The 22,189-nt window shown below is 60.9% G+C and carries 20 protein-coding genes and 2 pseudogenes; 9 read left to right on the top strand and 13 right to left on the bottom strand.

Annotated elements, in window-relative coordinates; all coding sequences use genetic code 11:
- Positions 1-66: 66 nt before the first annotated feature.
- A complete protein-coding gene (gene pdxB, locus GIW28_RS10895) occupies positions 67-1,209 on the bottom strand; it encodes a 4-phosphoerythronate dehydrogenase PdxB (RefSeq protein WP_099548672.1) in 1,143 nt (380 codons plus the stop codon).
- A 208-nt stretch (positions 1,210-1,417) separates the two neighbouring features.
- Between pdxB and GIW28_RS10890 the strand changes: the two genes are divergently transcribed.
- Positions 1,418-2,800: an MATE family efflux transporter gene (locus GIW28_RS10890; protein ID WP_017137409.1), complete on the top strand. Its 1,383-nt coding sequence runs from the start codon at positions 1,418-1,420 to the stop codon at positions 2,798-2,800.
- On the opposite strand, the gene tusA is transcribed toward GIW28_RS10890, so the two are convergent.
- A complete protein-coding gene (tusA, locus tag GIW28_RS10885) occupies positions 2,797-3,042 on the bottom strand; it encodes a sulfurtransferase TusA (RefSeq protein WP_058419610.1) in 246 nt (81 codons plus the stop codon). The genes GIW28_RS10890 and tusA overlap by 4 nt on opposite strands.
- A 125-nt stretch (positions 3,043-3,167) precedes the next feature.
- Positions 3,168-4,244, bottom strand: coding sequence for a 23S rRNA (cytidine(2498)-2'-O)-methyltransferase RlmM (gene rlmM / locus GIW28_RS10880; RefSeq protein ID WP_017137407.1), 1,077 nt, complete (start codon positions 4,242-4,244; stop codon positions 3,168-3,170).
- Positions 4,245-4,440: 196 nt separating this feature from the next.
- Between rlmM and acnA the strand changes: the two genes are divergently transcribed.
- Positions 4,441-7,182, top strand: a complete 2,742-nt coding sequence (gene acnA / locus GIW28_RS10875; RefSeq protein WP_236447496.1) for an aconitate hydratase AcnA — start codon at positions 4,441-4,443, stop codon at positions 7,180-7,182.
- A 64-nt stretch (positions 7,183-7,246) separates the two neighbouring features.
- On the opposite strand, the gene GIW28_RS10870 is transcribed toward acnA, so the two are convergent.
- The 3 genes and pseudogenes from GIW28_RS10870 to cysK all read right to left on the bottom strand — a co-directional run bounded on the left by GIW28_RS10870 (position 7,247) and on the right by cysK (position 9,395).
- A complete protein-coding gene (locus GIW28_RS10870) occupies positions 7,247-8,185 on the bottom strand; it encodes an aspartyl/asparaginyl beta-hydroxylase domain-containing protein (RefSeq protein WP_017137405.1) in 939 nt (312 codons plus the stop codon).
- 132 nt (positions 8,186-8,317) lie between these two features.
- Positions 8,318-8,416, bottom strand: a pseudogene (locus tag GIW28_RS30785) (N-acetyltransferase); the annotation flags it as partial.
- Positions 8,417-8,420: 4 nt separating this feature from the next.
- On the bottom strand, positions 8,421-9,395 hold the full coding sequence (gene cysK, locus GIW28_RS10865) for a cysteine synthase A (RefSeq protein WP_099548669.1): 975 nt from the start codon (positions 9,393-9,395) through the stop codon (positions 8,421-8,423).
- Between the two features lie 124 nt (positions 9,396-9,519).
- On the opposite strand from cysK, the gene GIW28_RS10860 reads away from it, so the two are divergent.
- The 3 genes from GIW28_RS10860 to GIW28_RS10850 all read left to right on the top strand — a co-directional run bounded on the left by GIW28_RS10860 (position 9,520) and on the right by GIW28_RS10850 (position 12,858).
- Positions 9,520-10,596, top strand: coding sequence for a DUF748 domain-containing protein (locus tag GIW28_RS10860; protein ID WP_017137403.1), 1,077 nt, complete (start codon positions 9,520-9,522; stop codon positions 10,594-10,596).
- 238 nt (positions 10,597-10,834) lie between these two features.
- Complete coding sequence (locus tag GIW28_RS10855) at positions 10,835-11,680, top strand: AAA family ATPase (protein ID WP_017137402.1); 846 nt, start codon at positions 10,835-10,837, stop codon at positions 11,678-11,680.
- Positions 11,680-12,858, top strand: coding sequence for a vWA domain-containing protein (locus GIW28_RS10850; RefSeq protein WP_138816246.1), 1,179 nt, complete (start codon positions 11,680-11,682; stop codon positions 12,856-12,858). Before GIW28_RS10855 ends, GIW28_RS10850 begins: the two co-directional genes overlap by 1 nt.
- 106 nt (positions 12,859-12,964) lie before the next feature.
- On the opposite strand, the gene GIW28_RS10845 is transcribed toward GIW28_RS10850, so the two are convergent.
- The 3 genes from GIW28_RS10845 to GIW28_RS10835 are packed head-to-tail and all read right to left on the bottom strand — an operon-like array spanning position 12,965 to position 15,317.
- The gene (locus GIW28_RS10845) at positions 12,965-13,879 is read right to left on the bottom strand and encodes a biotin-dependent carboxyltransferase family protein (protein WP_236446845.1); all 915 of its coding nucleotides are present in this window, start codon (positions 13,877-13,879) and stop codon (positions 12,965-12,967) included.
- Entirely contained in the window at positions 13,876-14,580 is a 705-nt protein-coding gene (pxpB, locus tag GIW28_RS10840) for a 5-oxoprolinase subunit PxpB (protein ID WP_169985545.1), read from the bottom strand. Before pxpB ends, GIW28_RS10845 begins: the two co-directional genes overlap by 4 nt.
- Positions 14,577-15,317: a 5-oxoprolinase subunit PxpA gene (locus GIW28_RS10835; RefSeq protein WP_017137398.1), complete on the bottom strand. Its 741-nt coding sequence runs from the start codon at positions 15,315-15,317 to the stop codon at positions 14,577-14,579. Before GIW28_RS10835 ends, pxpB begins: the two co-directional genes overlap by 4 nt.
- 175 nt (positions 15,318-15,492) lie before the next feature.
- On the opposite strand from GIW28_RS10835, the pseudogene GIW28_RS10830 reads away from it, so the two are divergent.
- A pseudogene (locus GIW28_RS10830) lies at positions 15,493-16,406 on the top strand (LysR family transcriptional regulator).
- Between the two features lie 33 nt (positions 16,407-16,439).
- Here GIW28_RS10830 and GIW28_RS10825 read toward each other — a convergent pair.
- Genes GIW28_RS10825 through GIW28_RS10815 form a run of 3 tightly spaced genes read right to left on the bottom strand, consistent with a single transcriptional unit; the run spans position 16,440 to position 18,337 of the window.
- Complete coding sequence (locus GIW28_RS10825; protein ID WP_099548664.1) at positions 16,440-16,982, bottom strand: DUF2937 family protein; 543 nt, start codon at positions 16,980-16,982, stop codon at positions 16,440-16,442.
- Positions 16,983-16,993: 11 nt separating this feature from the next.
- Positions 16,994-17,770, bottom strand: a complete 777-nt coding sequence (locus GIW28_RS10820) for a class II glutamine amidotransferase (protein ID WP_017137395.1) — start codon at positions 17,768-17,770, stop codon at positions 16,994-16,996.
- A gap of 30 nt (positions 17,771-17,800) precedes the next feature.
- Positions 17,801-18,337: an MFS transporter gene (locus GIW28_RS10815; protein ID WP_236446843.1), complete on the bottom strand. Its 537-nt coding sequence runs from the start codon at positions 18,335-18,337 to the stop codon at positions 17,801-17,803.
- A 21-nt stretch (positions 18,338-18,358) separates the two neighbouring features.
- Between GIW28_RS10815 and GIW28_RS10810 the strand changes: the two genes are divergently transcribed.
- Both GIW28_RS10810 and GIW28_RS10805 read left to right on the top strand, forming a co-directional pair.
- The gene (locus tag GIW28_RS10810) at positions 18,359-20,401 is read left to right on the top strand and encodes a S9 family peptidase (RefSeq protein WP_170040555.1); all 2,043 of its coding nucleotides are present in this window, start codon (positions 18,359-18,361) and stop codon (positions 20,399-20,401) included.
- A gap of 70 nt (positions 20,402-20,471) precedes the next feature.
- Positions 20,472-20,945, top strand: a complete 474-nt coding sequence (locus tag GIW28_RS10805) for a cyclic nucleotide-binding domain-containing protein (RefSeq protein WP_017137392.1) — start codon at positions 20,472-20,474, stop codon at positions 20,943-20,945.
- Here the strand turns inward: GIW28_RS10805 and GIW28_RS10800 are convergent.
- The gene (locus GIW28_RS10800) at positions 20,942-21,226 is read right to left on the bottom strand and encodes a hypothetical protein (protein WP_026013726.1); all 285 of its coding nucleotides are present in this window, start codon (positions 21,224-21,226) and stop codon (positions 20,942-20,944) included. The genes GIW28_RS10805 and GIW28_RS10800 overlap by 4 nt on opposite strands.
- 78 nt (positions 21,227-21,304) lie before the next feature.
- Between GIW28_RS10800 and GIW28_RS10795 the strand changes: the two genes are divergently transcribed.
- Entirely contained in the window at positions 21,305-21,991 is a 687-nt protein-coding gene (locus tag GIW28_RS10795) for a spermidine synthase (RefSeq protein WP_099548662.1), read from the top strand.
- Positions 21,992-22,189: the final 198 nt, after the last annotated feature.

Below are 22,189 nucleotides of genomic sequence, written 5' to 3'. Positions count from 1 at the left end.
CCTGAAAGCCTGCGACTGCTGCGCAGTCGAACGGGAGCAAGCTCCCTCGCCACAGGCGTAACAGTCCTATAAAGGCATGGCGCCCAATGCAGTGACGATGTTCGACAACACTGCCGACTCGCCATTGATCCGCACCTTCAAGCCATCTATCTCGCGACGCTCCGGGTAATGCTTGCGCAGCAGGTCGAACGCCTTGCGTTGCTCTTCCACGGTTCCCACAAGGCTGCGGCGCAAATCCGCATCATCGCGGCGCGGGTCGTACACACTGCGGCACAAGGTCGCCAGCGCCCAGGCCGGGTCTGTCGATGCATTCAAGTGCACCTCGGCCAGCCATGGCTGCGGCAACAAATCACTCAACTGGATACTGGGTTCCTGGCCCATATGGGCGCACAAAGCCTGGTAGATCTGCGCGGTGCCACGCTGTTTGCCGTCGAGGCTGTAGCCGGCGATATGCGGTGTGGCCAGCACGCACAGGTCGGCCAGGTCGACGTCCACTTCGGGCTCGCCTTCCCACACGTCCAGCACGGCTTGCAGGTCTTCGCGCTCCAGCAGTACTTCGCGTAAGGCCGCGTTATCGACGACAGGGCCGCGACTGGCGTTGATCAGCCAGGTGCCGGGCTTGAGGCGACCAAGGCGTTCACGATCAAACAGGTGCCAGGTGGAGCCGTTACCAGACTTGGTCAGCGGCGTGTGCAGGCTGATCACATCGCACTGCTCGATAATCTGCTGCAGGCTGACGTAATCACCGTCTTCGGCAATCTGGCGCGGCGGGTCGCACACCAGCACGTTCCAACCCAGACCTTTAAGCACCTTGACCAGGCGCCCGCCCACTTCACCGGCACCGACGATGCCATAAGTGCGCTGGTTCAGGTCGGCGCCTTCGATCTCGGCCAGGGTCTGCAAGCTGCCCAGCACATAGTCCACCACGCCTCGGGCATTGCAGCCCGGGGCGCTGGACCAGGTGATACCGGCCTGTTTGAAGTAATCCAGGTCCAGGTGATCGGTGCCAATGGTGCAGGTGCCCACAAAGCGCACTTGAGTGCCGTCCAACAAGGCACGATTGACGTTGGTTACCGAGCGCACCAGCAGCACATCGGCCTGCTCGACCGTGGCGCGGTCGATGGAACGCCCGGGTACGCGGCGAATCTCGCCAAACCCTTCGAAGAAGGCATCGAGCAGCGGGATATTTTCGTCGGCAACAATCAGCATGGCAGGCTCCTTTCGCGGACCAGCAGTGTACAGGGATGCGTGGTTCGAGTGTGGGAGCTGGCCAGCTCCCACATGGGCCAGTTCCCACAGGGTTTTATCCTCTACCGGGAAAGCGCATTACAAATCAGCAACACAGGTTTTTTCCTGACCACTGCGTCAAGGCGTAGACTTCGCCGTCCTTTGCAACTCTTTTACTGGACAACCGCACGTGAACACCGCCACCGCCACCCTCTCCCGCCCCGCCCGCGTCAGTCGCGAGGTGCGCAGCCTGCTGACCCTGGCCCTGCCGATCATGATCGGCCAACTCGCCACCACGGCCATGGGCTTTGTCGATGCGGTGATGGCCGGGCGCGTGAGCCCGCGAGACCTGGCGGCGGTGGCCTTGGGCAACTCGATCTGGATTCCGGTATACCTGCTGATGACCGGCACGCTGCTGGCCACCACGCCCAAAGTCGCCCAGCGCTTCGGCGCCGGTCACCACACCGAGATTGGCCCGCTGGTGCGCCAATCCCTGTGGCTGGCAGTGGTGGTGGGCATCACTGCCCTGCTGATGCTGATCAGCGCCGAGCCGATCCTGCACGCGATGAATGTCGACCCCGAGCTGATCAAACCCTGCATGGCCTACCTGCACGGCATCGCGTCCGGCATGCCCGCCATCGCCCTGTATTACGTGTTGCGTTGCTTCAGTGATGGCCTGGGCCGTACGCGCCCCAGCATGGTCATGGGCCTGTGCGGGCTGGCATTGAATATTCCACTGAACTACGTGTTCATTTATGGCCACTTCGGTGTGCCGGCCATGGGCGGCGTGGGCTGTGGCTGGGCTACAGCCATTGTGATGTGGGTGATGATGCTCGGCCTCGCCGCCTGGACCCGCTGGGCACCGGCGTACCAGAGCAGCGAGTTGTTCAAGCGTTTCGACTGGCCGCAATGGGCCGTGATCAAGCGCGTGCTGGGCATCGGCCTGCCGATCGGGATCGCCGTATTTGCCGAATCGAGCATCTTTGCGGTGATCGCCCTGCTGATCGGCAGCCTGGGCGCCAACGTGGTGGCCGGGCACCAGATCGCGCTGAACTTCAGCTCGCTGGTGTTTATGATCCCCTATTCGCTGAGCATGGCGGTCACGGTGCGGGTCGGCCAGGCATTGGGCCGTGGCGAGCCGCGTGAAGCACGCTTTGCCGCCGGGGTCGGCATGGGCACGGCACTGACCTACGCGTGCCTGTCCTGCAGCCTGATGCTGCTGTTTCGCGAACAGATTGCCACGATTTACACGCCTGACCCGCGGGTGATCCACGTGGCATCGATGCTGATCGTGTTTGCGGCGCTGTTCCAGTTCTCCGACGCGATCCAGGTCACCGCAGCCGGCGCGTTGCGTGGCTACCAGGACACACGGGTGACCATGGTGCTGACCTTGTTTGCTTACTGGGGCGTGGGGTTGCCGGTGGGTTATGCCCTGGGGCTGACCGATTGGCTGGGCGCAGCGAGTGGGCCGAGTGGGCTGTGGCAAGGGCTGATCGTGGGCTTGAGCTGCGCCGCGGCGATGCTGGTTATCCGCCTGGCACGCAGCGCGCGCCGGCGGATTCGCCTGGTTTAAGCGGACTTCTTGCGAATCCAGTACAGGTATTTGCCGGCCTGTTCCTGCTGATCCACCAGTTCGTGGTCAAGGAACACACAGAACTTGGGAATATCGCGACGGGTCGACGGGTCGGTCGCGATCACCTTGAGCAGGCCGCCAGGCGGCAGGTCGCGGATGTGCTGGTGCAACATCATCACCGGTTCCGGGCAGTTGAGGCCGGTGGCGTCGAGGGTGCCGTCGACAGGCAATTCAATACTCATAATCACTCCTGAAACTGGCCCGCTCCAGTGTGGGAGCGGGCTTGCCCGCGATGACCGGGGCACATTCAACATAGATTTCAACCGTTATACCGCTATCGCAGGCAAGCCAGCTCCCACATTGGGTTTCAGCGACCTTTAGGTTTTTTTGCATCAACCAGCCGACGCAGGTGGCAAGTCACTTCCTCTCGGTCGTGATACAGCTGCTTGCAGCCGATTTCCACCCGAATACCACGAGCCTTGAAGCCGTCTTCGATGCGCTCAAGCAAACGCTTTACCTCAGCATAACGCTGCTTCATCGGCAGTTTGAGGTTCACCACCGCTTCGCGGCAATGCCCTTCGCCAATCCAGGTTTCCAGCAGCGCGGCGTTACGTGCCGGTTTCTCGACGATATCGCAGACCATCCAGTCCACGGGCTGCTTGGGCACGAAGGTAAAACCGTCGGCCATCAAATGCTGCACCAGGCCGGTGTCCATCAGGCTTTCGGCCATGGGGCCGTTGTCGATGGCGGTCACCAGCATGCCACGGTTGACCAGTTGCCAGGTCCAGCCGCCCGGCGCGGCGCCGAGGTCGACGCCGGTCATGTCGCCATGCAGGCGCTCGTCCCACTGATCGCGGGGGATGAAGTGGTGCCAGGCCTCTTCAAGCTTCAAGGTCGAACGGCTTGGCGCGTCACGCGGGAACTTGAGGCGTGGGATGCCCATCGGCCACATCGCCGAGTTGTTCGACTCGGCCAGGCCCATGAACACTTCGCGACCGCTTTTGAAGGTCAACAGCAGGCGCGGCTTGCTCGGGTCGTCCACCAGCTTGCCGGCGTTGAGCAAGGCTTTGCGCAGGTGCACTTCAAATTTCTTGCAGAAGTTCGACAGCTCTTTGCCGTCGTTGGTGTCGACCATCTCCAGCCACAGGCTGCCGCACACCGGGAATTCGCGCAGGTGGGCGAGGATCACGCTGATGCGGTCGGTTTCCGGCAGGTCGATGAATACCCCGCGCGCCCACTGCCTTGGGAAGATCAGCTCGGCAAAGCGCTGGCCGTGCATGAGGCGCTGGGCGCCGTCTTCTTCGGTGCAGACAAATTCGGCGCAGGCGCTGCCGGTCTTGGCCTTGGCGTAGCCGGAAACGTTCAGGCGCGCGGCGTGTTCCGCGATCTCGGAACAGACTTCGCCTTCAAAACCCGGGCGGCAGTGCATAAAAAGGGTGTTCATCAACTCTCCTGGTGACTCAACCGGCCTTGCGCTATCGCAATACCTGTCATGAAAACGCGCGCATGATAGCCGAGTTCGGAACCTTGGACTTAACGATAGAGTCCAGTTATTAGCCTGCTAATGAAAACAGGGCTAAGTTGAAAGCTCTGTTCGTCCCGTCAGGTCCGTAGCCGTGCGGACCATAAGGAGTCATGTAATGTCATCGCTAGATAGCCTGAGAACCCTTAAAACCCTGCAAATCGACGACAAGACTTACCACTACTTCAGCTTGCCCGAAGCCACCAAGAGCCTGGGTGACCTGGACAAGCTGCCGATGTCCCTCAAGGTGCTGCTGGAAAACCTGCTGCGCTGGGAAGACAACAAGACCGTCACCGGCGCCGACCTCAAGGCCATCGCCGCCTGGCTCAAAGAGCGCCAGTCCGACCGCGAGATCCAGTACCGCCCGGCTCGCGTATTGATGCAAGACTTCACCGGTGTGCCCGCCGTGGTCGACCTGGCCGCCATGCGCGCCGCCGTGGCCAAGGCCGGTGGCGACCCGCAGCGCATCAACCCGCTGTCCCCCGTGGACCTGGTGATTGACCACTCGGTGATGGTCGACAAGTTCGGCAGCACCAGCGCCTTTGAACAGAACGTCGACATCGAGATGCAGCGCAACGGCGAACGCTACGCCTTCCTGCGCTGGGGCCAAAGTGCGTTCGACAACTTCAGCGTAGTGCCACCGGGCACGGGCATCTGCCACCAGGTCAACCTTGAGTACCTGGGGCGCACGGTGTGGACCAAGGACGAAGACGGCCGCACTTACGCCTTCCCCGACACGTTGGTGGGCACCGACTCCCACACCACCATGATCAACGGCCTCGGCGTACTGGGCTGGGGCGTGGGCGGTATCGAAGCGGAAGCGGCGATGCTCGGCCAGCCGGTGTCGATGCTGATTCCGGAAGTGATCGGCTTCAAACTGACCGGCAAATTGAAAGAAGGTATTACTGCCACCGACCTGGTGCTGACCGTCACCCAGATGCTGCGTAAGAAAGGCGTGGTCGGTAAATTCGTCGAATTCTATGGCGACGGCTTGGCCGACCTGCCCCTGGCCGACCGCGCTACCATCGCCAACATGGCCCCGGAATACGGCGCCACATGTGGCTTTTTCCCGGTGGACGAGGTGACGCTGGACTACCTGCGCCTGTCCGGCCGCCCGGCAGAAACCGTCAAGTTGGTGGAGGCCTACACCAAGGCCCAAGGCCTGTGGCGCAACGCCGGCCAGGAACCGGTGTTTACCGACACCCTGGCGCTGGACATGGGCAGTGTCGAAGCCAGCCTGGCTGGGCCGAAACGCCCGCAGGACCGCGTGTCACTGCCCAATGTTGGCCAGGCGTTCACGGACTTCCTCGACCTGCAGTTCAAACCCGCCAGCAAAGAAGAAGGCCGCCTGGAAAGTGAAGGCGGAGGCGGGGTTGCCGTGGGCAATGCGGATTTGGTCGGCGAGACCGATTACGAGTACGACGGCCACACCTACCGCCTCAAAAACGGCGCGGTGGTGATCGCCGCGATTACCTCCTGCACCAACACCTCCAACCCCAGCGTGATGATGGCCGCAGGCCTGGTAGCGAAAAAGGCCGTCGAAAAAGGCCTGACCCGCAAGCCCTGGGTAAAAACCTCCCTGGCGCCCGGCTCCAAAGTGGTGACCGATTACTACAAGGCGGCCGGCCTTACCCAATACCTCGACACGCTAGGCTTTGATCTGGTCGGCTACGGTTGCACCACCTGCATCGGCAACTCCGGGCCATTGCCTGAGCCGATCGAAAAAGCCATCCAGAAGGCCGACCTGGCGGTGGCTTCGGTGCTGTCGGGCAACCGCAACTTCGAAGGCCGTGTGCATCCATTGGTGAAAACCAACTGGCTGGCCTCGCCGCCGCTGGTGGTCGCCTATGCCTTGGCCGGCACCGTGCGCATCGACATCAGCAGCGAGCCGCTGGGCGAAGGCAAAGACGGCAAGCCGGTGTACCTCAAAGACATCTGGCCGAGCAGCAAAGAGATTGCCGACGCGGTCGCGCAGGTCAGCACCGGCATGTTCCACAAGGAATACGCCGAAGTGTTTGCCGGTGACGAGCAATGGCAGGCGATTGAAGTGCCACAGGCCGCGACCTATGTGTGGCAGAAAGACTCCACCTACATCCAGCATCCGCCGTTCTTTGACGATATTTCCGGGCCACTGCCGGTGATCGAAGACGTCAAGGACGCCAACGTGCTGGCCCTGCTGGGCGATTCAGTGACCACCGACCACATCTCCCCCGCCGGCAATATCAAGACCGACAGCCCCGCCGGGCGCTACCTGCGCGAGCAAGGCGTGGAGCCACGCGACTTCAACTCCTACGGCTCACGCCGGGGCAACCATGAAGTGATGATGCGCGGCACCTTTGCCAACATCCGTATCCGCAACGAAATGCTCGGCGGCGAAGAAGGCGGCAACACGCTGTACATCCCCACCGGCGAGAAAATGCCGATCTATGACGCCGCCATGAAGTACCAGGCCTCGGGCACGCCGCTGGTGGTGATTGCAGGCCAGGAATATGGCACCGGTTCAAGCCGCGACTGGGCGGCCAAAGGTACTAATCTGCTGGGGGTAAAGGCAGTGATCGCCGAGAGTTTCGAGCGGATTCACCGTTCCAACCTGGTGGGCATGGGCGTGTTGCCGTTGCAGTTCAAGCTGGATCAGAACCGCAAGGCGCTCAAGCTGACCGGCAAGGAGAAGATCGACATTCTTGGGCTTACCGATGCCGAGATCGAGCCACGGATGAACCTGACACTGGTGATTACCCGCGAAGACGGCAGCAGCGAGAAGGTTGAGGTGCTGTGCCGGATTGATACGCTTAATGAGGTGGAATACTTCAAGGCCGGTGGCATCTTGCACTATGTGCTGCGCCAGTTGATCGCGTCCTAAGCAACACGGGAGATCAAATGTGGGAGCTGGCTTGCCTGCTCCCACAGTTTTGACCGTGTTCAGATCAGCCGAACAGCCACTTCCACAGCAGCACCAGCACAACCACAGCCAGCACCGGCCGCGCAATGCGGTAGGCCTTGGGATGCTTGCGTTTCCACTGTTTGACCACACCACTGAACTTGTCACTGAACGTCTTGCTCCAGGCATACGCCTGGTTGATCCCGCCCACACGCTCGTCATCCAGGTTCTGCGGCGCAGTCGCGCGACCCAGCTGCTTGCTGACCCAGCGGTTGATGCCGGTCATGAGGCGGTTGCTCAGCGGGCGTTCGATATCGCAGAACAGAATCACACGGGTCTTTTCAGTTTCGTTCTTCACCCAATGCACGTAGGTTTCATCGAACATCACGTCTTCACCGTCACGCCACGCGTAGACCTGGCCGTCGACGAAGATGCGGCAGTCGTCGGAGTTCGGCGTGGACAGGCCCAAGTGATAACGCAAGGAGCCTGCAAACGGGTCACGGTGCGGGTTGAGGTGGCTGCCACCCGGCAGCAGCGCGAACATCGCGCCCTTGACGTTCGGGATGCTGCTCACCAAAGCCACGGTTTTCGGGCACAGCGCCTCCGCCGATGGCAGGGGTTTGTCGTACCACTTGAGGTAGAAACGCTTCCAGCCCTTCTTGAAGAACGAGCCAAAACCGGCGTCGTTGTTTTTTTCGGCGGCGCGGATATAACCCTCGTCGAACAGGTGCATGGCCTCTTCGCGGATCACTTCCCAGTTATCCTTGAGCACATCCAGTTCCGGGAACTTGCTGCGATCCAGGTATGGCTTGGACGGCACGGCCGAGAACAGGTACATCAAGGCGTTATACGGGGCGAACAGTGCCGAATGGTTGACGAACTGGCGCAACACCGGCAAACGCGCCTTGCCGCGCAAGTGCACATACAGAATGCTGCCGATAAACAACGCCAGCACCGACAGTTTGGCGGCCAAAGAAAAGGTCATGCAGCAACTCCTGAAAATAAGCGCCTGGCCAGCAACCTCCCGTCAACGGGAAACCAGACGTAGCAGCCGGCCATGATAAACACTTGGGCCATTATGAAGAAGGCCCAGGCCGACCGGCTGATATACACCAAACCTGTGGCGAGGGAGCTTGCTCCCGCTGGACTGCGCAGCAGTCCCGTTCTTGGGGGCCGCTTCGCGACCCAGCGGGAGCAAGCTCCCTCGCCACAGGAGATCATCACGCCTGGGTTTCTTGATCGGTAAACAGATCGCTGAACAACATGCTCGACAGGTAACGCTCGCCGGAGTCCGGCAGGATCACCACGATGGTCTTGCCCTGCATTTCCGGCTTCTCGGCCAGACGCACGGCCACCGCCATGGCGGCGCCGCAGGAGATACCGCACAAAATCCCCTCTTCCTGCATCAGGCGCAGGGCCATGGCCTTGGATTCGTCGTCGGTCACCAGCTCCACGCGGTCAACCATCGACAGGTCGAGGTTTTTCGGCACAAACCCGGCGCCGATGCCCTGGATCTTGTGCGGGCTCGGCTTGATCTCCTCACCGGCCAGCGCCTGGGTGATCACCGGCGATACCCTCGGCTCAACCGCCACCGACAGAATCGGCTTGCCCGCAATGTTCTTGATATAGCGCGAAACGCCAGTAATGGTGCCGCCAGTGCCCACGCCCGCCACCAGCACGTCCACGGCGCCATCGGTGTCGTTCCAGATTTCCGGGCCGGTGGTTTTCTCGTGAATAGCCGGGTTGGCCGGGTTTTCGAACTGGGCCGGCATAAAGTAGGTGGCCGGGTCGCTGGCGACAATCTCGCCAGCCTTGTCGATAGCGCCTTTCATGCCCTTGGCCGGCTCAGTCAGCACCAACTCGGCGCCCAGGGCCTTGAGCACTTTGCGTCGCTCGATGCTCATGGAGGCCGGCATGGTCAGCAGCAGCTTGTAGCCACGGGCGGCGGCGACAAATGCCAGGCCGATGCCGGTGTTGCCGGAGGTCGGTTCGACAATGGTCATGCCCGGCTTGAGTTTGCCGGTGCTTTCGGCGTCCCAGATCATGTTGGCGCCAATGCGGCACTTCACCGAGTAACCCGGGTTACGCCCCTCGATCTTGGCCAGGATGGTCACGCCACGCGGCGCAATGCGGTTGATCTGCACCAGGGGCGTGTTACCGATGGAGTGCGCGTTGTCGGCAAAGATACGGCTCATGACGGGTCCTTAAGGCAATTTCAAGAAGGCCCCAAGGGTATGCCTCAGGCCTTTGGGCGTCCAGTCAGAGGAACGTTGCGCCCGCGCGTGCGGTCCATCGCCTATACCGTTGGAGAGCATTGACATGAAACGTCGCTACAGTGGGCTGCTATGGATCGTCGCCGTACTGGTGGTAGTACTGATCGCCCTGGACCTGGCCCTGCCCTATCTGGTGCGCAATTACCTGAACGACAAGCTGGCCGACATGGGCGACTACCGTGGCCAGGTCACTGACGTGGACCTGGCCTTGTGGCGTGGCGCCTACCGCATTAATGGCCTGAAAATCGTCAAGGTCGACGGTAAAGTACCTGTGCCGTTCGTCAACGCGCCGCTGATTGAATTTGCCGTCAGCTGGCACTCGCTGTGGTACGACCATGCCGTCGTCGCCGAGGGCCATTTCGTAAAGCCTGAAATCAACTTCGTCGACGGCGGTGCCAACAAACAGGCGTCCCAAACCGGTAAAGGCACCGACTGGCAGCAACAGTTGAAAAAACTGCTGCCGATCACGCTGAATGAAGTGCGCATTGAAGATGGCAAGATCGCCTTTCATAATTTCAGCTCCAAGCCCCAGGTGAACATCAAGGCCACCGAGGTCAATGCCAGTCTGTACAACCTGACCAACGTGGTAGACCTCAAAGGCAAACGCGACGCGCGATTCGAAGGCAAGGCCCTGCTGCAGGGCCAGGCCCCTATGGAGGCCAACGCAACCTTTGATCCTTTAAATAATTTTGAAGACTTCGAATTCCGCTTCCGCGCCCGCGACTTGCAACTTAAACGCATGAACGACTTCGCCTCGGCCTATGGCAAATTCGACTTCAAGGCTGGCACCGGCGACGTGGTGATTGAAGCCCAAGCGGAAAAAGGCCAGCTCACTGGCTATATCAAGCCGCTGCTGCGCGATGTAGAAGTGTTCGACTGGAAACAGGACGTGGAGAACAAGGACAAAAACATCTTCCGCTCGATCTGGGAAGCCGTGGTAGGCACCAGCGAAACCGTGCTCAAGAACCAGAACAAAAACCAGTTTGCCACCCGCGTGGAACTCAGTGGCAGCGTGCATCAGCAAGATATCAGCGCGTTCTCCGCATTTTTGGCGATTTTGCGTAATGGCTTCATCCAGGCGTTCAATGCGCGCTACGAACAACCCAAGCCTTCCGCCAACTAACCCTGGGAGCTGGCTTGTGTGGGAGCTGGCTTGCCTGCGATAGCATCAACTCAGTCTGCCTGAATCACCGAGGTGCTCGCATCGCAGGCAAGCCAGCTCCCACATAAGCATCAGCATAACCCCCGCCCGTTGGCCTGCGATGTGACCGGCCATTCAGAGACTGAATAACCCGTCTGCGTTCACAGTCGCCGGGGCTGCGCGGTATAGTCCGGGCATTGATGAATTCGAGGAATGACCGATGAAGTTCGAAGGCACCCAGGCCTATGTGGCTACCGATGACCTGAAACTGGCCGTCAACGCCGCCATCACCCTGGAGCGGCCGCTGCTGGTCAAGGGCGAACCGGGCACCGGCAAAACCATGCTCGCCGAGCAATTGGCCGAGTCCTTTGGTGCCAAGCTCATCACCTGGCACATCAAGTCGACCACCAAGGCGCATCAGGGCCTGTATGAGTACGACGCGGTCAGCCGCCTGCGCGACTCGCAACTGGGCAACGAGAAAGTCCACGATGTGCGCAATTACCTGAAAAAGGGCAAGCTCTGGGAAGCCTTCGAGTCCGAGGAGCGCGTGATCCTGCTAATCGATGAAATCGACAAGGCCGACATCGAGTTCCCCAACGACCTGCTGCAAGAACTCGACAAGATGGAGTTCTACGTCTACGAAATCGACGAGACCATCAAGGCCAAGAAACGCCCGATCATCATCATTACCTCCAACAACGAAAAAGAGCTGCCGGACGCGTTCCTGCGCCGCTGCTTCTTCCATTACATTGCGTTCCCCGACCGCAGCACCCTGCAAAAGATCGTCGACGTGCACTACCCCGATATCAAGAAGGATTTGGTCAGCGAAGCGCTGGACGTGTTCTTCGACGTGCGCAAAGTGCCGGGCCTGAAGAAAAAGCCGTCCACCTCCGAACTGGTCGACTGGCTCAAGCTGCTGATGGCCGACAACATCGGCGAAGCGGTGCTGCGCGAGCGCGACCCGACCAAGGCTATTCCGCCGCTGGCCGGTGCCCTGGTCAAGAACGAGCAAGACGTGCAGTTGCTGGAGCGTCTGGCGTTCATGAGCCGTCGCGGTAATCGCTGATGCTGCTCAACCTGTTCAATGAGATGCGCGCCGCCAAGGTGCCGGTGTCGGTGCGCGAGCTGCTCGACCTGATCAACGCGCTTAAACAGCGCGTGGTCTTCGCTGACATGGACGAGTTTTATTACTTGGCCCGGGCGATTCTGGTCAAGGACGAACGGCACTTCGACAAATTCGACCGTGCGTTCGGCGCCTATTTCAATGGGCTGGAAAAGCTCGACGACCACCTGCAGGCGTTGATCCCTGAAGAATGGCTGCGCAAGGAATTCGAACGCTCGCTGACCGATGAGGAACGCGCGCAGATCCAGTCCCTTGGCGGCCTGGACAAGTTGATCGAAGAATTCAAGAAACGCCTGGAAGAACAGAAAGAACGCCACGCCGGCGGCAACAAGTGGATCGGCACCGGGGGCACCAGCCCGTTTGGCTCCGGCGGCTACAACCCGGAAGGTATCCGGGTTGGTGATGCCGGCAAACGCCAGGGCAAAGCCGTAAAGGTCTGGGACCAGCGCGAATACAAGAACCTCGACGATCAGGTCGAGCTGGGCACGCGCAATATCAAGATCGCCCTGCGCCGCCTGCGCAAATTTGCGCGTCAGGGTGCGGCTGAAGAGCTGGATATCGACGGCACCATCGACCACACGGCGCGGGATGCCGGCTTGCTGAATATCCAGATGCGCCCGGAGCGGCGCAACACCATCAAGCTGTTGCTGCTGTTCGATATCGGCGGCTCGATGGACGCTCACGTGAAGATCTGCGAAGAGCTGTTTTCGGCGTGCAAAACCGAGTTCAAGCACCTGGAGTACTTCTACTTCCACAACTTCGTGTACGAGTCGGTGTGGAAGAACAACCAGCGCCGCACTTCAGAGCGCACCTCTACCCAGGACCTGCTGCACAAGTACGGCGCCGACTACAAAGTGATTTTTATCGGCGATGCGTCGATGGCGCCGTATGAAATCACCCAGGCCGGCGGCAGTGTCGAGCACTGGAACGAGGAGCCTGGGTATGTGTGGATGCAGCGCTTCATGGCCAAGTACAAGAAGCTGATCTGGATTAACCCGTACCCGAAAGACACTTGGGGCTATACGGCGTCGACAGGGATTGTGCGCGAGTTGGTGGAGGATCAGATGTATCCGCTGACGTTGCGTGGGCTGGAAGAAGGCATGCGTTTTCTGTCTAAGTAGGTGGTGTATTCACTGACGCTATCGCAGGCAAGCCAGCTCCCACAGGGGAGTGCATTCCAAAGTTGAAATGCATTCCCCTGTGGGAGCTGGCTTGCCTGCGATGCTTTTAGCGATTCAAAAACCGCTGCAAAAACTCGATGTGCTGCCGATGCGCGGTCTCCTGCACCACTGGCGCCAGCCTCACCTTCTCCCCCGGCAAACACTGCGCCAGCCGCGCCAACGCCAACGGCGTCAGTGCGCCCAAACGCGGATAGCCGCCAATGGTCTGCCGATCATTGAGCAACACAATCGGCTGCCCATCCGGCGGCACCTGGATCGCGCCCAACGGGATGCCTTCAGAGATCAACGACGGCCCCTGGTACTGCAACGGCGTGCCCAGCAGGCGCATGCCCATGCGGTCGGCGCGGCTGTCCAGCGACCAGTCGGTATTGAATGCATCGAACAGGCTCTGCCCACTGAACTGGCCGATCTGCGCGCCGACAATCACGTCCAGCGGCGCTTTTGCCGGCAGATCAGGCGTGCTCAGCACGTTCATCGCGCCGCCCGTACCGAAATAAACCAACCGCCCGCCTTCGGCCAAGGCCTTGCCGAAACCGTCCAGCCCACCCAATGCCTCACGTACCACCGTGGAACAACTGCCCAGCACAGCCGGCGCATCAAACCCGCCGGGCGCCGCCAGGTAAGCCCGCGCACCACTGAATGGCTGGGTAAAGCGCAGACGCTGACCCTTTTGCAGGATAAAACTGCGCCCGGGACTGATGGCGCGTTCGTCGATATAGGCGCCCAAATCCGCCCCGGCCAATGCCAGCAAACAATAGTCTTCGGCCTGCACGGTAAACCCGCCCAAGGTGATTTCCACCACCGGTGCATCCAGCGTATTACCCAGCAACCAATTGGCCCAAGACATCGACACCCAGTCCAGCGCACCGCCCTGGGTCACGCCCAGGTGGCGCACGCCAAAGCGTCCGGCGTCCTGTAACAGGCACAGCGGCGTGCTGGCCTCGATCAACAAGCGGCTCATGCCTGCGCCTCCAACGGCGTGTCATCGCCACCCAAATGGATGAATTCGGCGTGGCCGACCGCTTCGAAACGCACGGTATCGCCCGGCTGCATCAGGCTGTAGCCGTCACGCTCGCGGTCGAACAGTTTGGCCGGGGTGCGACCGATCAGGTTCCAGCCGCCCGGCGACACCACCGGGTAGGCGGCGGTTTGCCGCTCGGCAATGCCGACACTGCCGGCCGCCACGCGTTTACGCGGCGTGTTGAGGCGTGGTGTGGCGAGGATTTCGTCGACCAAGCCCATAAAGGCAAAACCGGGCGCGAAGCCGAGGGCAAAGACTTGGTATTCGTGGGCACTGTGGCGATGGATCACCTGCTCGATCGACAACCCGCTGCGCTGGCTGAGCAACGTCAGTTCCGGGCCGACACTCAGGTCGTACCACACCGGCAACACGTGGCACTGGCCGCTGCCCTGCGCCTGGGGTTGCAAGTCAGTCAGCGCGCGGTCGATCAGTTCCCGCGCCTGGGCCGGGCTTAACGCTGTGAGGTCGTAATGCACCATCAAGGTGGTGTAGGACGGCACCAGATCCACCAGCGCGTCACCAAAACCTTCACGCAGACGTTGGGTGGCGGCGAGCATCCACGGCATGTTGGCTTCCGCAATCACCTCAAACAGACGCACCATCAGGCAGTCGATGGCCACCACTTCAATGCGTGGCTTCATGCTGGTTTCAACGCCTCGCGGATGCGCTGCACAGCGGCGATCGAGCTGGCGTTGTCGCCGTGTACGCACAGGGTGTTGGCCTGCAACACCAGAGCGCTGCCGTCGCTGGCCGTCAGGGCTTGCCCACGGGAAATGGTCAGGGCTTGCTGCACGATGGTGTCGGCGTCGTGATGGACCGCGCCCGGCAACTGACGCGAAACCAGATGGCCCTTAGGGTCATAGGCGCGATCAGCGAAGGCTTCGAACCACAGTGTCAGGCCGAATTCATCGCCCATCGCCTGGGCTTCGCTGTTGTCGCTTTTGGCCAGCAACATCAAGGGCAAATCGCCATACGCGGCCACAGCCTGCATCACCGCTCGCAGTTGCGCCGGTTTGGCCATCATGTCGTTGTACAGCGCACCATGGGGTTTGACGTAGCTGACGCGGGTACCCTGCGCACGGCAGATGCCCTCAAGGGCGCCGATCTGGTAGTGCATGAGGTCCTGGATTTCCTGCGGCGTATAGGCCATGGAACGGCGGCCGAACCCTTGCAGGTCCTGGTAGGCCGGGTGCGCACCTATTTGCACGCCATGCTTGAGTGCCAGGCTGACGGTCTGGCGCATGATGCTCGGGTCGCCGGCATGAAAACCACAGGCCACGTTGGCGCAATCGATGAACGGCATGACCTCGGCGTCCAGACCCAGGGTCCAGTTACCAAAGCTTTCGCCGATGTCGCAATTCAAAAGCAGACGGCTCACGGTGGTTGCTCCTGTAGGCTTTGTATTTTTTGTAGTGTGGGATTTTTTACGCAGAACTCGCAACTTGTCCTGACACCCTAACGGCGCTTATCGTGGAATGCCTCGATTTTTGGCGTTTGCCGGGTGCGGCGTCCAACTAATAAAAACCGATCCAAGCATAAGAAAAGTTGATCCCATGAATTTGAAGTTCCTCGAAACTTTCGTCTGGGTGGCCAAGCTCAAGAGCTTTCGCCTGACCGCCGAAAAGCTGTTCACCACCCAGGCCTCGATTTCCAGCCGCATCGCCGTGCTCGAAAGCGAACTGGGTGTGAAGCTGTTTCTGCGCGATTCACGCGGCGTCAGCCTGACCCCGGAAGGCTTGAAGGTGCTCGATTATGCCGAGCAGATGATGGTCACAATGCAGGGCTTGAAGCAGTCCCTGGAGACCACCAGCAGCAAGGTGGGGCGCATCCGCATCGGTGCCATGGACACGGTGATCCACACCTGGCTGAGCCCATTGGTGGCGCAATTGATGGATCACTTCCCGCGGGTAGAAATCGAACTGGTCGCCGATACGGCGCTTAACCTCAGCGATCAGCTGCAAAAGGCTTCCTCGACCTGATCCTGCAAACCGACCTGCTGCGCCTGGAAACAGTGCGCAGCCTGGAGCTGGCCAGCCACCCCATGGCCTGGATAGTCGCCAGCCACTCCATCTACAACCGTGACTACGCCTCCCTCGCCGAACTGGCCCAGGAGCGCATCATCACCTACTCGAAAAATTCCCACCCACACCAGGATGTGCTGAGCCTGATGCAGGCCAACGGGGTGGCCTCGCCACGCATGAACTGTGTGAACTCGGTGTCGGCGATTACCCGCTTGCTACGCGATGGCTTCGGGATTGGCGCGTTACCGCCGGTGCTGGTGATGGAGGAATTGGCCAGTGGGGAGTTGGTGATGCTGCCAATGGCGCAACGCTTGCCGAACTTGCAGGTGGTGGTGTCGTGGCGTGTGGGGGTGGAGTTGGTGGAGGAGATTGTGGGGTTGTGCCAGAAGGTGGTGGCGCGGTATGCCGAGGAAGTGGGCGAAGAAAGGATGGTACTAAGCCAATGATCTTTCCCACGCAGAGCGTGGGAACGATCATCTTTAGAGGCCTTTAAGGTCGCGCTCTTCGATCGGCCGGCTCTGGCGCAGGCGCTTGCCGCCCAACACCACCCAGTCGATCAGGCGAAACAGGCATTCGATGCCGAACGACAACAGCATCGCCCCGCCCAAACCCCAGCCCATCGCCTCAGGCGTCAGCAAAATCTGGTAGCTGTAGCCATTCCAGGTTTCCAGGCGGATATCCGGGTCGGCAGCCACCGCCACTTGCAGCGCGCGGATGTACCACGGGCCTTGCATGGCCTGGAACTGCTTGTCCAACGCCACCTGACGATCGAGCAAAGTGCCCAGGCTGTTGGCATCGCTGCGAAACACCGGGTCATCACTGGCGCGGTAATGGGCCACCAACGCCTGCAAGTCCCCATTGAAGAACTGCTGCGCCGTGGCATCAAAGCCGCGCAGGCCGGTCTGGGCTTCGATCAAATGGGCTTCAACGCGCTTGGCGTAGTCGTTGATAAACCCCGGCACTTGCACGCCGACCAACAAGCCAATGGCAAACAGCACCAACCGCAGATAACTGAGCAACATGGTCGATATCCTTACTCGGTAACGCCTTGACTGACGCATTCACCGCGTCGCCACAGGCTCCATTGGCCCGGTTCGTAGCGGGTCCAGTTTTCATTGTCGGTCAAGGGCTCGGTGGCGATCACCGTGACTACGTCATCAGGCGTGGTTTCGGCCTGAAAATCGACGATCACGTCGACATCTTTCAAACGCGCCGGGCCAAACGGGGCGCGCCGGGTGATCTGCGCCAGTTTGGTCGAGCAGTAGCAAAACAGCCAGTCGCCGTCGCTGAGCAGGCAGTTGAACACGCCTTTGCTGCGGTATTCGGCGCAGGCGGCGATCAGGTCCGGCAGCACCTGCTCGATCTCCACCGGCTCCGGAAAGGCTTCGCGCACGCGATTGAGCAGGTCGCAGAACGCCGCTTCGCTGTCGGTGTCGCCCACCGGCCGGTAGAACGTGGCGCGCGGGTTGAAGTCGGCCAATTGGCCGTTATGCGCAAAGCACCAGTTACGGCCCCAGAGTTCACGCACGAACGGGTGCGTGTTGGCCAGGCTCACCTTGCCCACATTGGCCTGGCGGATATGGCCGATCACCACTTCACTTTTGATTGGATAACGCTGCACCAGCAGGGCGACTTCCGACTCGCTGCTCGCGGCCGGGTCCTGGAACAGCCGCAGGCCACGGCCTTCGTAAAACGCGATGCCCCAACCGTCGCGGTGGGGGCCGGTACGCCCGCCCCGCTGCATCAGCCCGGTAAAGCTGAACACGATATCGGTGGGGACGTTGGCACTCATGCCCAATAATTCACACATGCCAGGGCTCTCGCTGCAGGGCTTACAACGTTAAAGACGCGGCTCAACCCGCAGATTGCCGGCAGGCGGCGGGCGACGGAAAGGTTCGTCGTCTTCGTCTACCGGCTCGGCGGCCAGTGCGGCGTCGGCGGCGGCCTTGCGCTCACAGCGGGCGTTGGCGGCACGCTCGATGGGCCAGCGGATCAACACGAACACGATATAAACGCCAAACGCGATCATCGTGTACATGAACAGGTCGGAGATGGCCCGCCAGGCGTTATTGCCCACGTGCAGCACCAGGTCCAGGGCGGTAATGGCCACGGCTGGCGCAAACTGGGTCTTGACCGGGTCGACGATGGTCGGGCTGAACAGCAACACCGCCATCAGCAATTGCAGCGGCTCACGCAGCCAGCGCCAGATCCAGCGGGTCATGCGCCACCACACCAACAGGCAGCCCAAAGCGGCGAAGGCGTAAAGGCCCCAAGCGGTCAGATAGTCGTTCTCGGTCATGGTGTCCATGGCAAGGCTGGCAAAGAGGCGGCTATGATAACGGCTTTTGCGTGTCTCGGCTGCAATGCCTGCCACCATCCGCCAGACAGAGAGTGATCCATGCCTATATCGACTGCCCCGATCGCCCGCAAGGCCCAAGGCCCGGACCCGTATGCCTGGCTGCAGGAACGTGACACACCTGAAGTCCTCGATTACCTCAAAGCCGAAAACGCCTGGCAGGAAGACCAGCTCGCCGGCCAGCAAGCCCTGCGTCAAAGCCTGTTCGAAGAGATCAAGGGCCGCATCCTGGAAACCGACCTGTCGTTGCCTTCGCCGTGGGGCCCGTACCTGTATTACACACGCACCACCGCCGGTGATGAATACGCCCGCCACTACCGCTGCCGTCGCCCGGCGGATGACAGCAACACGGTGGACGAAAGCAGCGAAGAATTGCTGCTGGACCCGAATGTGCTGGCAAACGGCGGCTTTTTCTCCCTGGGCGCGTTCAGCATCAGCCCCGACCACCTGCGCCTGGCCTACAGCCTCGACACCAGCGGTGAAGAGATTTACACCCTGTACGTGAAGGAATTGGCCACCGGCAAGGTCAGCGAACTGGAGTTTGAAGACTGCGACGGCAGCATGACCTGGGCCAACGACAGCCTGACGCTGTTCTTCGGCGAACTGGACGACACCCATCGCCCGCACAAGCTTTACCGCTACCGCCTGGATGGCACGGCAGCGCAGGAAGTGTTCCACGAGCCCGACGGGCGGTTCTTCCTGCATTGCTACCGCTCCAGCTCCGAGCGCCAATTGCTGCTGGCCCTGGGCAGCAAGACCACCAGCGAAATCTGGGCGCTGGACGCCGACCAGCCACAGCAGGCTTTCACCTGCCTGGCGCCACGGGTCGAAGACCATGAATACGATGTCGACCACGGCATGCTGGATGACCAATGGACCTGGTTTATCCGCAGCAACCGTGACGGCATCAACTATGCGCTGTTCATCGCCGCCGACACTGGCAGTGTGCCAAGCGAGGATCAATGGCAGAACCTGGTCCCCCACAGCGATGACGTGATGCTCGACGGCGTGACCCTCAATGCCAGCGCCATGACCTTGAGTCTGCGTATCGGCGGCCTGCCGGTGATCGAAGTGCACCCGCAGGGTTCGAGCGCCTACCGCGTGGAATTGCCTGACGCCGCCTACAGCCTTTACGTGCAGAACAGCCTGGAATTTGCCAGCGACAAGATCCGCCTGCGTTATGAAGCCCTGAACCGTCCGGCCCAGGTGCGCCAGCTTGAACTGGCCAGCGGCGCGCAGGTGGTGCTCAAGGAAACCCCGGTACTCGGTGTGTTCAACGCCGACGATTATGTCAGCCAACGGCTGTGGGCGACTTCTGCAGATGGCACTCAGGTGCCGATCAGCCTGGTGGTCAAGCGTGATCAGCTTGGCCAACCCACGCCGCTGTACCTCTATGGCTACGGCGCCTACGGCTCAAGCCTCGACCCTTGGTTTTCCCATGCGCGCCTGAGTTTGCTGGAGCGTGGCGTGGCATTTGCCATCGCGCATGTACGCGGCGGCGGTGAGCTGGGTGAAGCCTGGTACCGCAATGGCAAGCAGGAACACAAACAGAACACGTTCAGCGACTTTATCGCCTGCGCCGAGCACTTGATCGCCGAAGGGCTGACCACCTCCAAGCAGCTGGCTATCAGCGGCGGCAGTGCCGGCGGCCTGTTGATCGGCGCGGTGCTCAATCAACGCCCGGAGCTGTTCCAGGCGGCGATTGCCGAAGTGCCGTTCGTCGACGTGCTCAACACCATGCTCGACCCGGAACTGCCGCTGACCATTACCGAGTACGACGAGTGGGGCAACCCGCAAGAGCCCGAGGTGTATGAACGCATCAAGGCCTACGCGCCCTATGAAAACGTCCAGGCCCAGGCTTACCCGCACATGCTGGTGATTGCCGGCTACAACGACAGCCGCGTGCAGTATTGGGAAGCGGCCAAGTGGGTGGCCAAATTGCGCGACACCAAAACCGACCACAACCTGTTGCTGCTCAAGACTGAACTCGGTGCCGGCCATGGCGGGATGAGCGGGCGTTACCAGGGATTACGTGACGTAGCGCTCGAATATGGATTTGTCTTCAAGGCCCTGGGGCTCGTTTAAGGAACTTAGCAAGGCGGTCCTGTCTGAACACAAGACCGCCCGACTTGATTGATGGACCAAGATTGCAGCTATGCCACTACCGACTCTGATGAACAACGAAATCCGCGACATGCTCATGGATTGCGGCCTGTTCGACCCGCTGTTACCGGAAGATTTTCACGTGGCCGCCGGCTACTTCAATATCAGCAGCATTGCCCGCGATGAGGTGATTTTCCTCGAGGGCGATGCGGGCACCTTCATGTGCATCCTGCACAGCGGCCAGGTGGCCGTGCAAAAAACCAATCACACCGGCCAGCGCCTGACCATCGCCACCCTGCGCAGTGGCCGGGCTTTTGGCGAGATGGCCGTGCTTGACGGCGAGCGGCGCTCCGCCAGTTGCGTGGCCGCCAGTGATTGCGTGCTGTTGAACCTGGGCAAAGATGCGCTGGAAAAAATGCTCAACGAAGCCCCCAGGGTAGCGGCCAAGATCATTCGCGCGATTGCGATTGCCTTGTCCAAGCGCCTGCGCATGGCCGACGGGCAATTACTGTCCCAGCAATTTTAACCGCCGGGCGTCTTCGGCTTGCTGTCATTTTGCAGCAGGCCAGGCACCGTCTGATCCTTGGGCGGCGTTGGCAACACAATCGGCACCAGCGCCGGTGAGCCGTTCGCGGTGGTTTTGGGCGCCACGGGCGGAGTGACTTGCGGGTACAAGGTGGGCGTCGGCGTGCCCGGCGCACCGGGGGTTGGCGTAGGCGCCACGGGCACCGTTTGCGCCTCTTGCGCCTGCGCCGCACCCAATGTGAGCGCGCTCAACGCAATGACCGTTAGAATGCTGCACTTCATCGATGGCTCCATGGCCTGACCGGAATGTCGTAAGGCTACTCCCAACCGCGCAAGAATGCCCTTCCCAATGAGATTTCCATGAAACGTTTCGTTCTGCTCGACACCACCCCAATCCCCGACAACGGCGGTGCCTTGTGCCTGTTCGAATACGGCGAGGATTTTGTCATCAAGATCCAGGGCGGTGACGGCGGCCAGTTGATGAACACGCGCATGCATGGTTCCGAAGACGCGCTGGCGGAGATTCCTTGCCGTAAAGTCGCCGGTCGGCCGGGTTCGCGGGTGCTGATCGGCGGCCTGGGCATGGGCTTTACCCTGGCCTCGGCACTCAAGCATTTGGGCAAGGGCGCTGAAGTGGTGGTAGCGGAATTGGTGCCTGGCGTAGTGGAATGGAACCGTGGCCCACTGGGGGAAAAATCCGGCCGCCCGCTGCTGGACCCACGCACGGTGATCCGCATGGAAGACGTGGCCAAGGTGCTGCAGGCCGAGCCGCAAGGCTTTGACGCGATCATGCTGGATGTGGACAACGGCCCCGAAGGCCTGACGCAAAAAGCCAACAGTTGGCTGTATTCGGCCGGTGGCCTGGCCGCGTGTGCCAAAGCGCTGCGGCCTAAAGGCGTGCTGGCGGTGTGGTCAGCCAGCGCCGACAAGCTGTTCAGCGACAAACTGCGCAAGGCCGGGTTCAAGGCCGAGGAAGTGCAGGTGTTCGCCCATGGCAACAAGGGCACCCGGCATACCATCTGGATTGCCGAGAAGCTCAAGGGCTGAGGCCCGCTGACACAAAAAAAAACCTGTAGGAGCCCGCTGGTGTGGGAGCTGGCTTGTGTGGGAGCTGGCTTGTGTGGGAGCTGGCTTGTGTGGGAGCTGGCTTGTGTGGGAGCTGGCTTGCCTGCGATAGCATCACCGCGGTCTACCTGAATCACCGAGGTGCCAGCATCGCAGGCAAGCCAGCTCCCACATTTTGGT

The organism is Pseudomonas sp. PA-5-4B, from assembly GCF_021606215.1.
In the GTDB taxonomy this organism is placed as follows: Bacteria; Pseudomonadota; Gammaproteobacteria; order Pseudomonadales; family Pseudomonadaceae; genus Aquipseudomonas; species Aquipseudomonas edaphica.
The sequence above is the reverse complement of the archived record's forward strand: the minus strand, read 5'-3'. Positions and strand labels throughout refer to the sequence as shown.

What these genes read in the sequence shown, in the direction of transcription:
- pdxB (WP_099548672.1), bottom strand. Translation starts at nt 1,209, where the DNA reads ATGCTGATTGTTGCCGACGAAAATATCCCGCTGCTCGATGCCTTCTTC.
- tusA (WP_058419610.1), bottom strand. Translation starts at nt 3,042, where the DNA reads ATGAGTATTGAATTGCCTGTCGACGGCACCCTCGACGCCACCGGCCTC.
- rlmM (WP_017137407.1), bottom strand. Translation starts at nt 4,244, where the DNA reads ATGAACACCCTTTTTATGCACTGCCGCCCGGGTTTTGAAGGCGAAGTC.
- acnA (WP_236447496.1), top strand. Translation starts at nt 4,441, where the DNA reads ATGTCATCGCTAGATAGCCTGAGAACCCTTAAAACCCTGCAAATCGAC.
- GIW28_RS10870 (WP_017137405.1), bottom strand. Translation starts at nt 8,185, where the DNA reads ATGACCTTTTCTTTGGCCGCCAAACTGTCGGTGCTGGCGTTGTTTATC.
- cysK (WP_099548669.1), bottom strand. Translation starts at nt 9,395, where the DNA reads ATGAGCCGTATCTTTGCCGACAACGCGCACTCCATCGGTAACACGCCC.
- GIW28_RS10860 (WP_017137403.1), top strand. Translation starts at nt 9,520, where the DNA reads ATGAAACGTCGCTACAGTGGGCTGCTATGGATCGTCGCCGTACTGGTG.
- GIW28_RS10855 (WP_017137402.1), top strand. Translation starts at nt 10,835, where the DNA reads ATGAAGTTCGAAGGCACCCAGGCCTATGTGGCTACCGATGACCTGAAA.
- GIW28_RS10850 (WP_138816246.1), top strand. Translation starts at nt 11,680, where the DNA reads ATGCTGCTCAACCTGTTCAATGAGATGCGCGCCGCCAAGGTGCCGGTG.
- GIW28_RS10845 (WP_236446845.1), bottom strand. Translation starts at nt 13,879, where the DNA reads ATGAGCCGCTTGTTGATCGAGGCCAGCACGCCGCTGTGCCTGTTACAG.
- pxpB (WP_169985545.1), bottom strand. Translation starts at nt 14,580, where the DNA reads ATGAAGCCACGCATTGAAGTGGTGGCCATCGACTGCCTGATGGTGCGT.
- GIW28_RS10825 (WP_099548664.1), bottom strand. Translation starts at nt 16,982, where the DNA reads ATGTTGCTCAGTTATCTGCGGTTGGTGCTGTTTGCCATTGGCTTGTTG.
- GIW28_RS10820 (WP_017137395.1), bottom strand. Translation starts at nt 17,770, where the DNA reads ATGTGTGAATTATTGGGCATGAGTGCCAACGTCCCCACCGATATCGTG.
- GIW28_RS10815 (WP_236446843.1), bottom strand. Translation starts at nt 18,337, where the DNA reads ATGGTGGCAGGCATTGCAGCCGAGACACGCAAAAGCCGTTATCATAGC.
- GIW28_RS10810 (WP_170040555.1), top strand. Translation starts at nt 18,359, where the DNA reads ATGCCTATATCGACTGCCCCGATCGCCCGCAAGGCCCAAGGCCCGGAC.
- GIW28_RS10805 (WP_017137392.1), top strand. Translation starts at nt 20,472, where the DNA reads ATGCCACTACCGACTCTGATGAACAACGAAATCCGCGACATGCTCATG.
- GIW28_RS10800 (WP_026013726.1), bottom strand. Translation starts at nt 21,226, where the DNA reads ATGAAGTGCAGCATTCTAACGGTCATTGCGTTGAGCGCGCTCACATTG.
- GIW28_RS10795 (WP_099548662.1), top strand. Translation starts at nt 21,305, where the DNA reads ATGAAACGTTTCGTTCTGCTCGACACCACCCCAATCCCCGACAACGGC.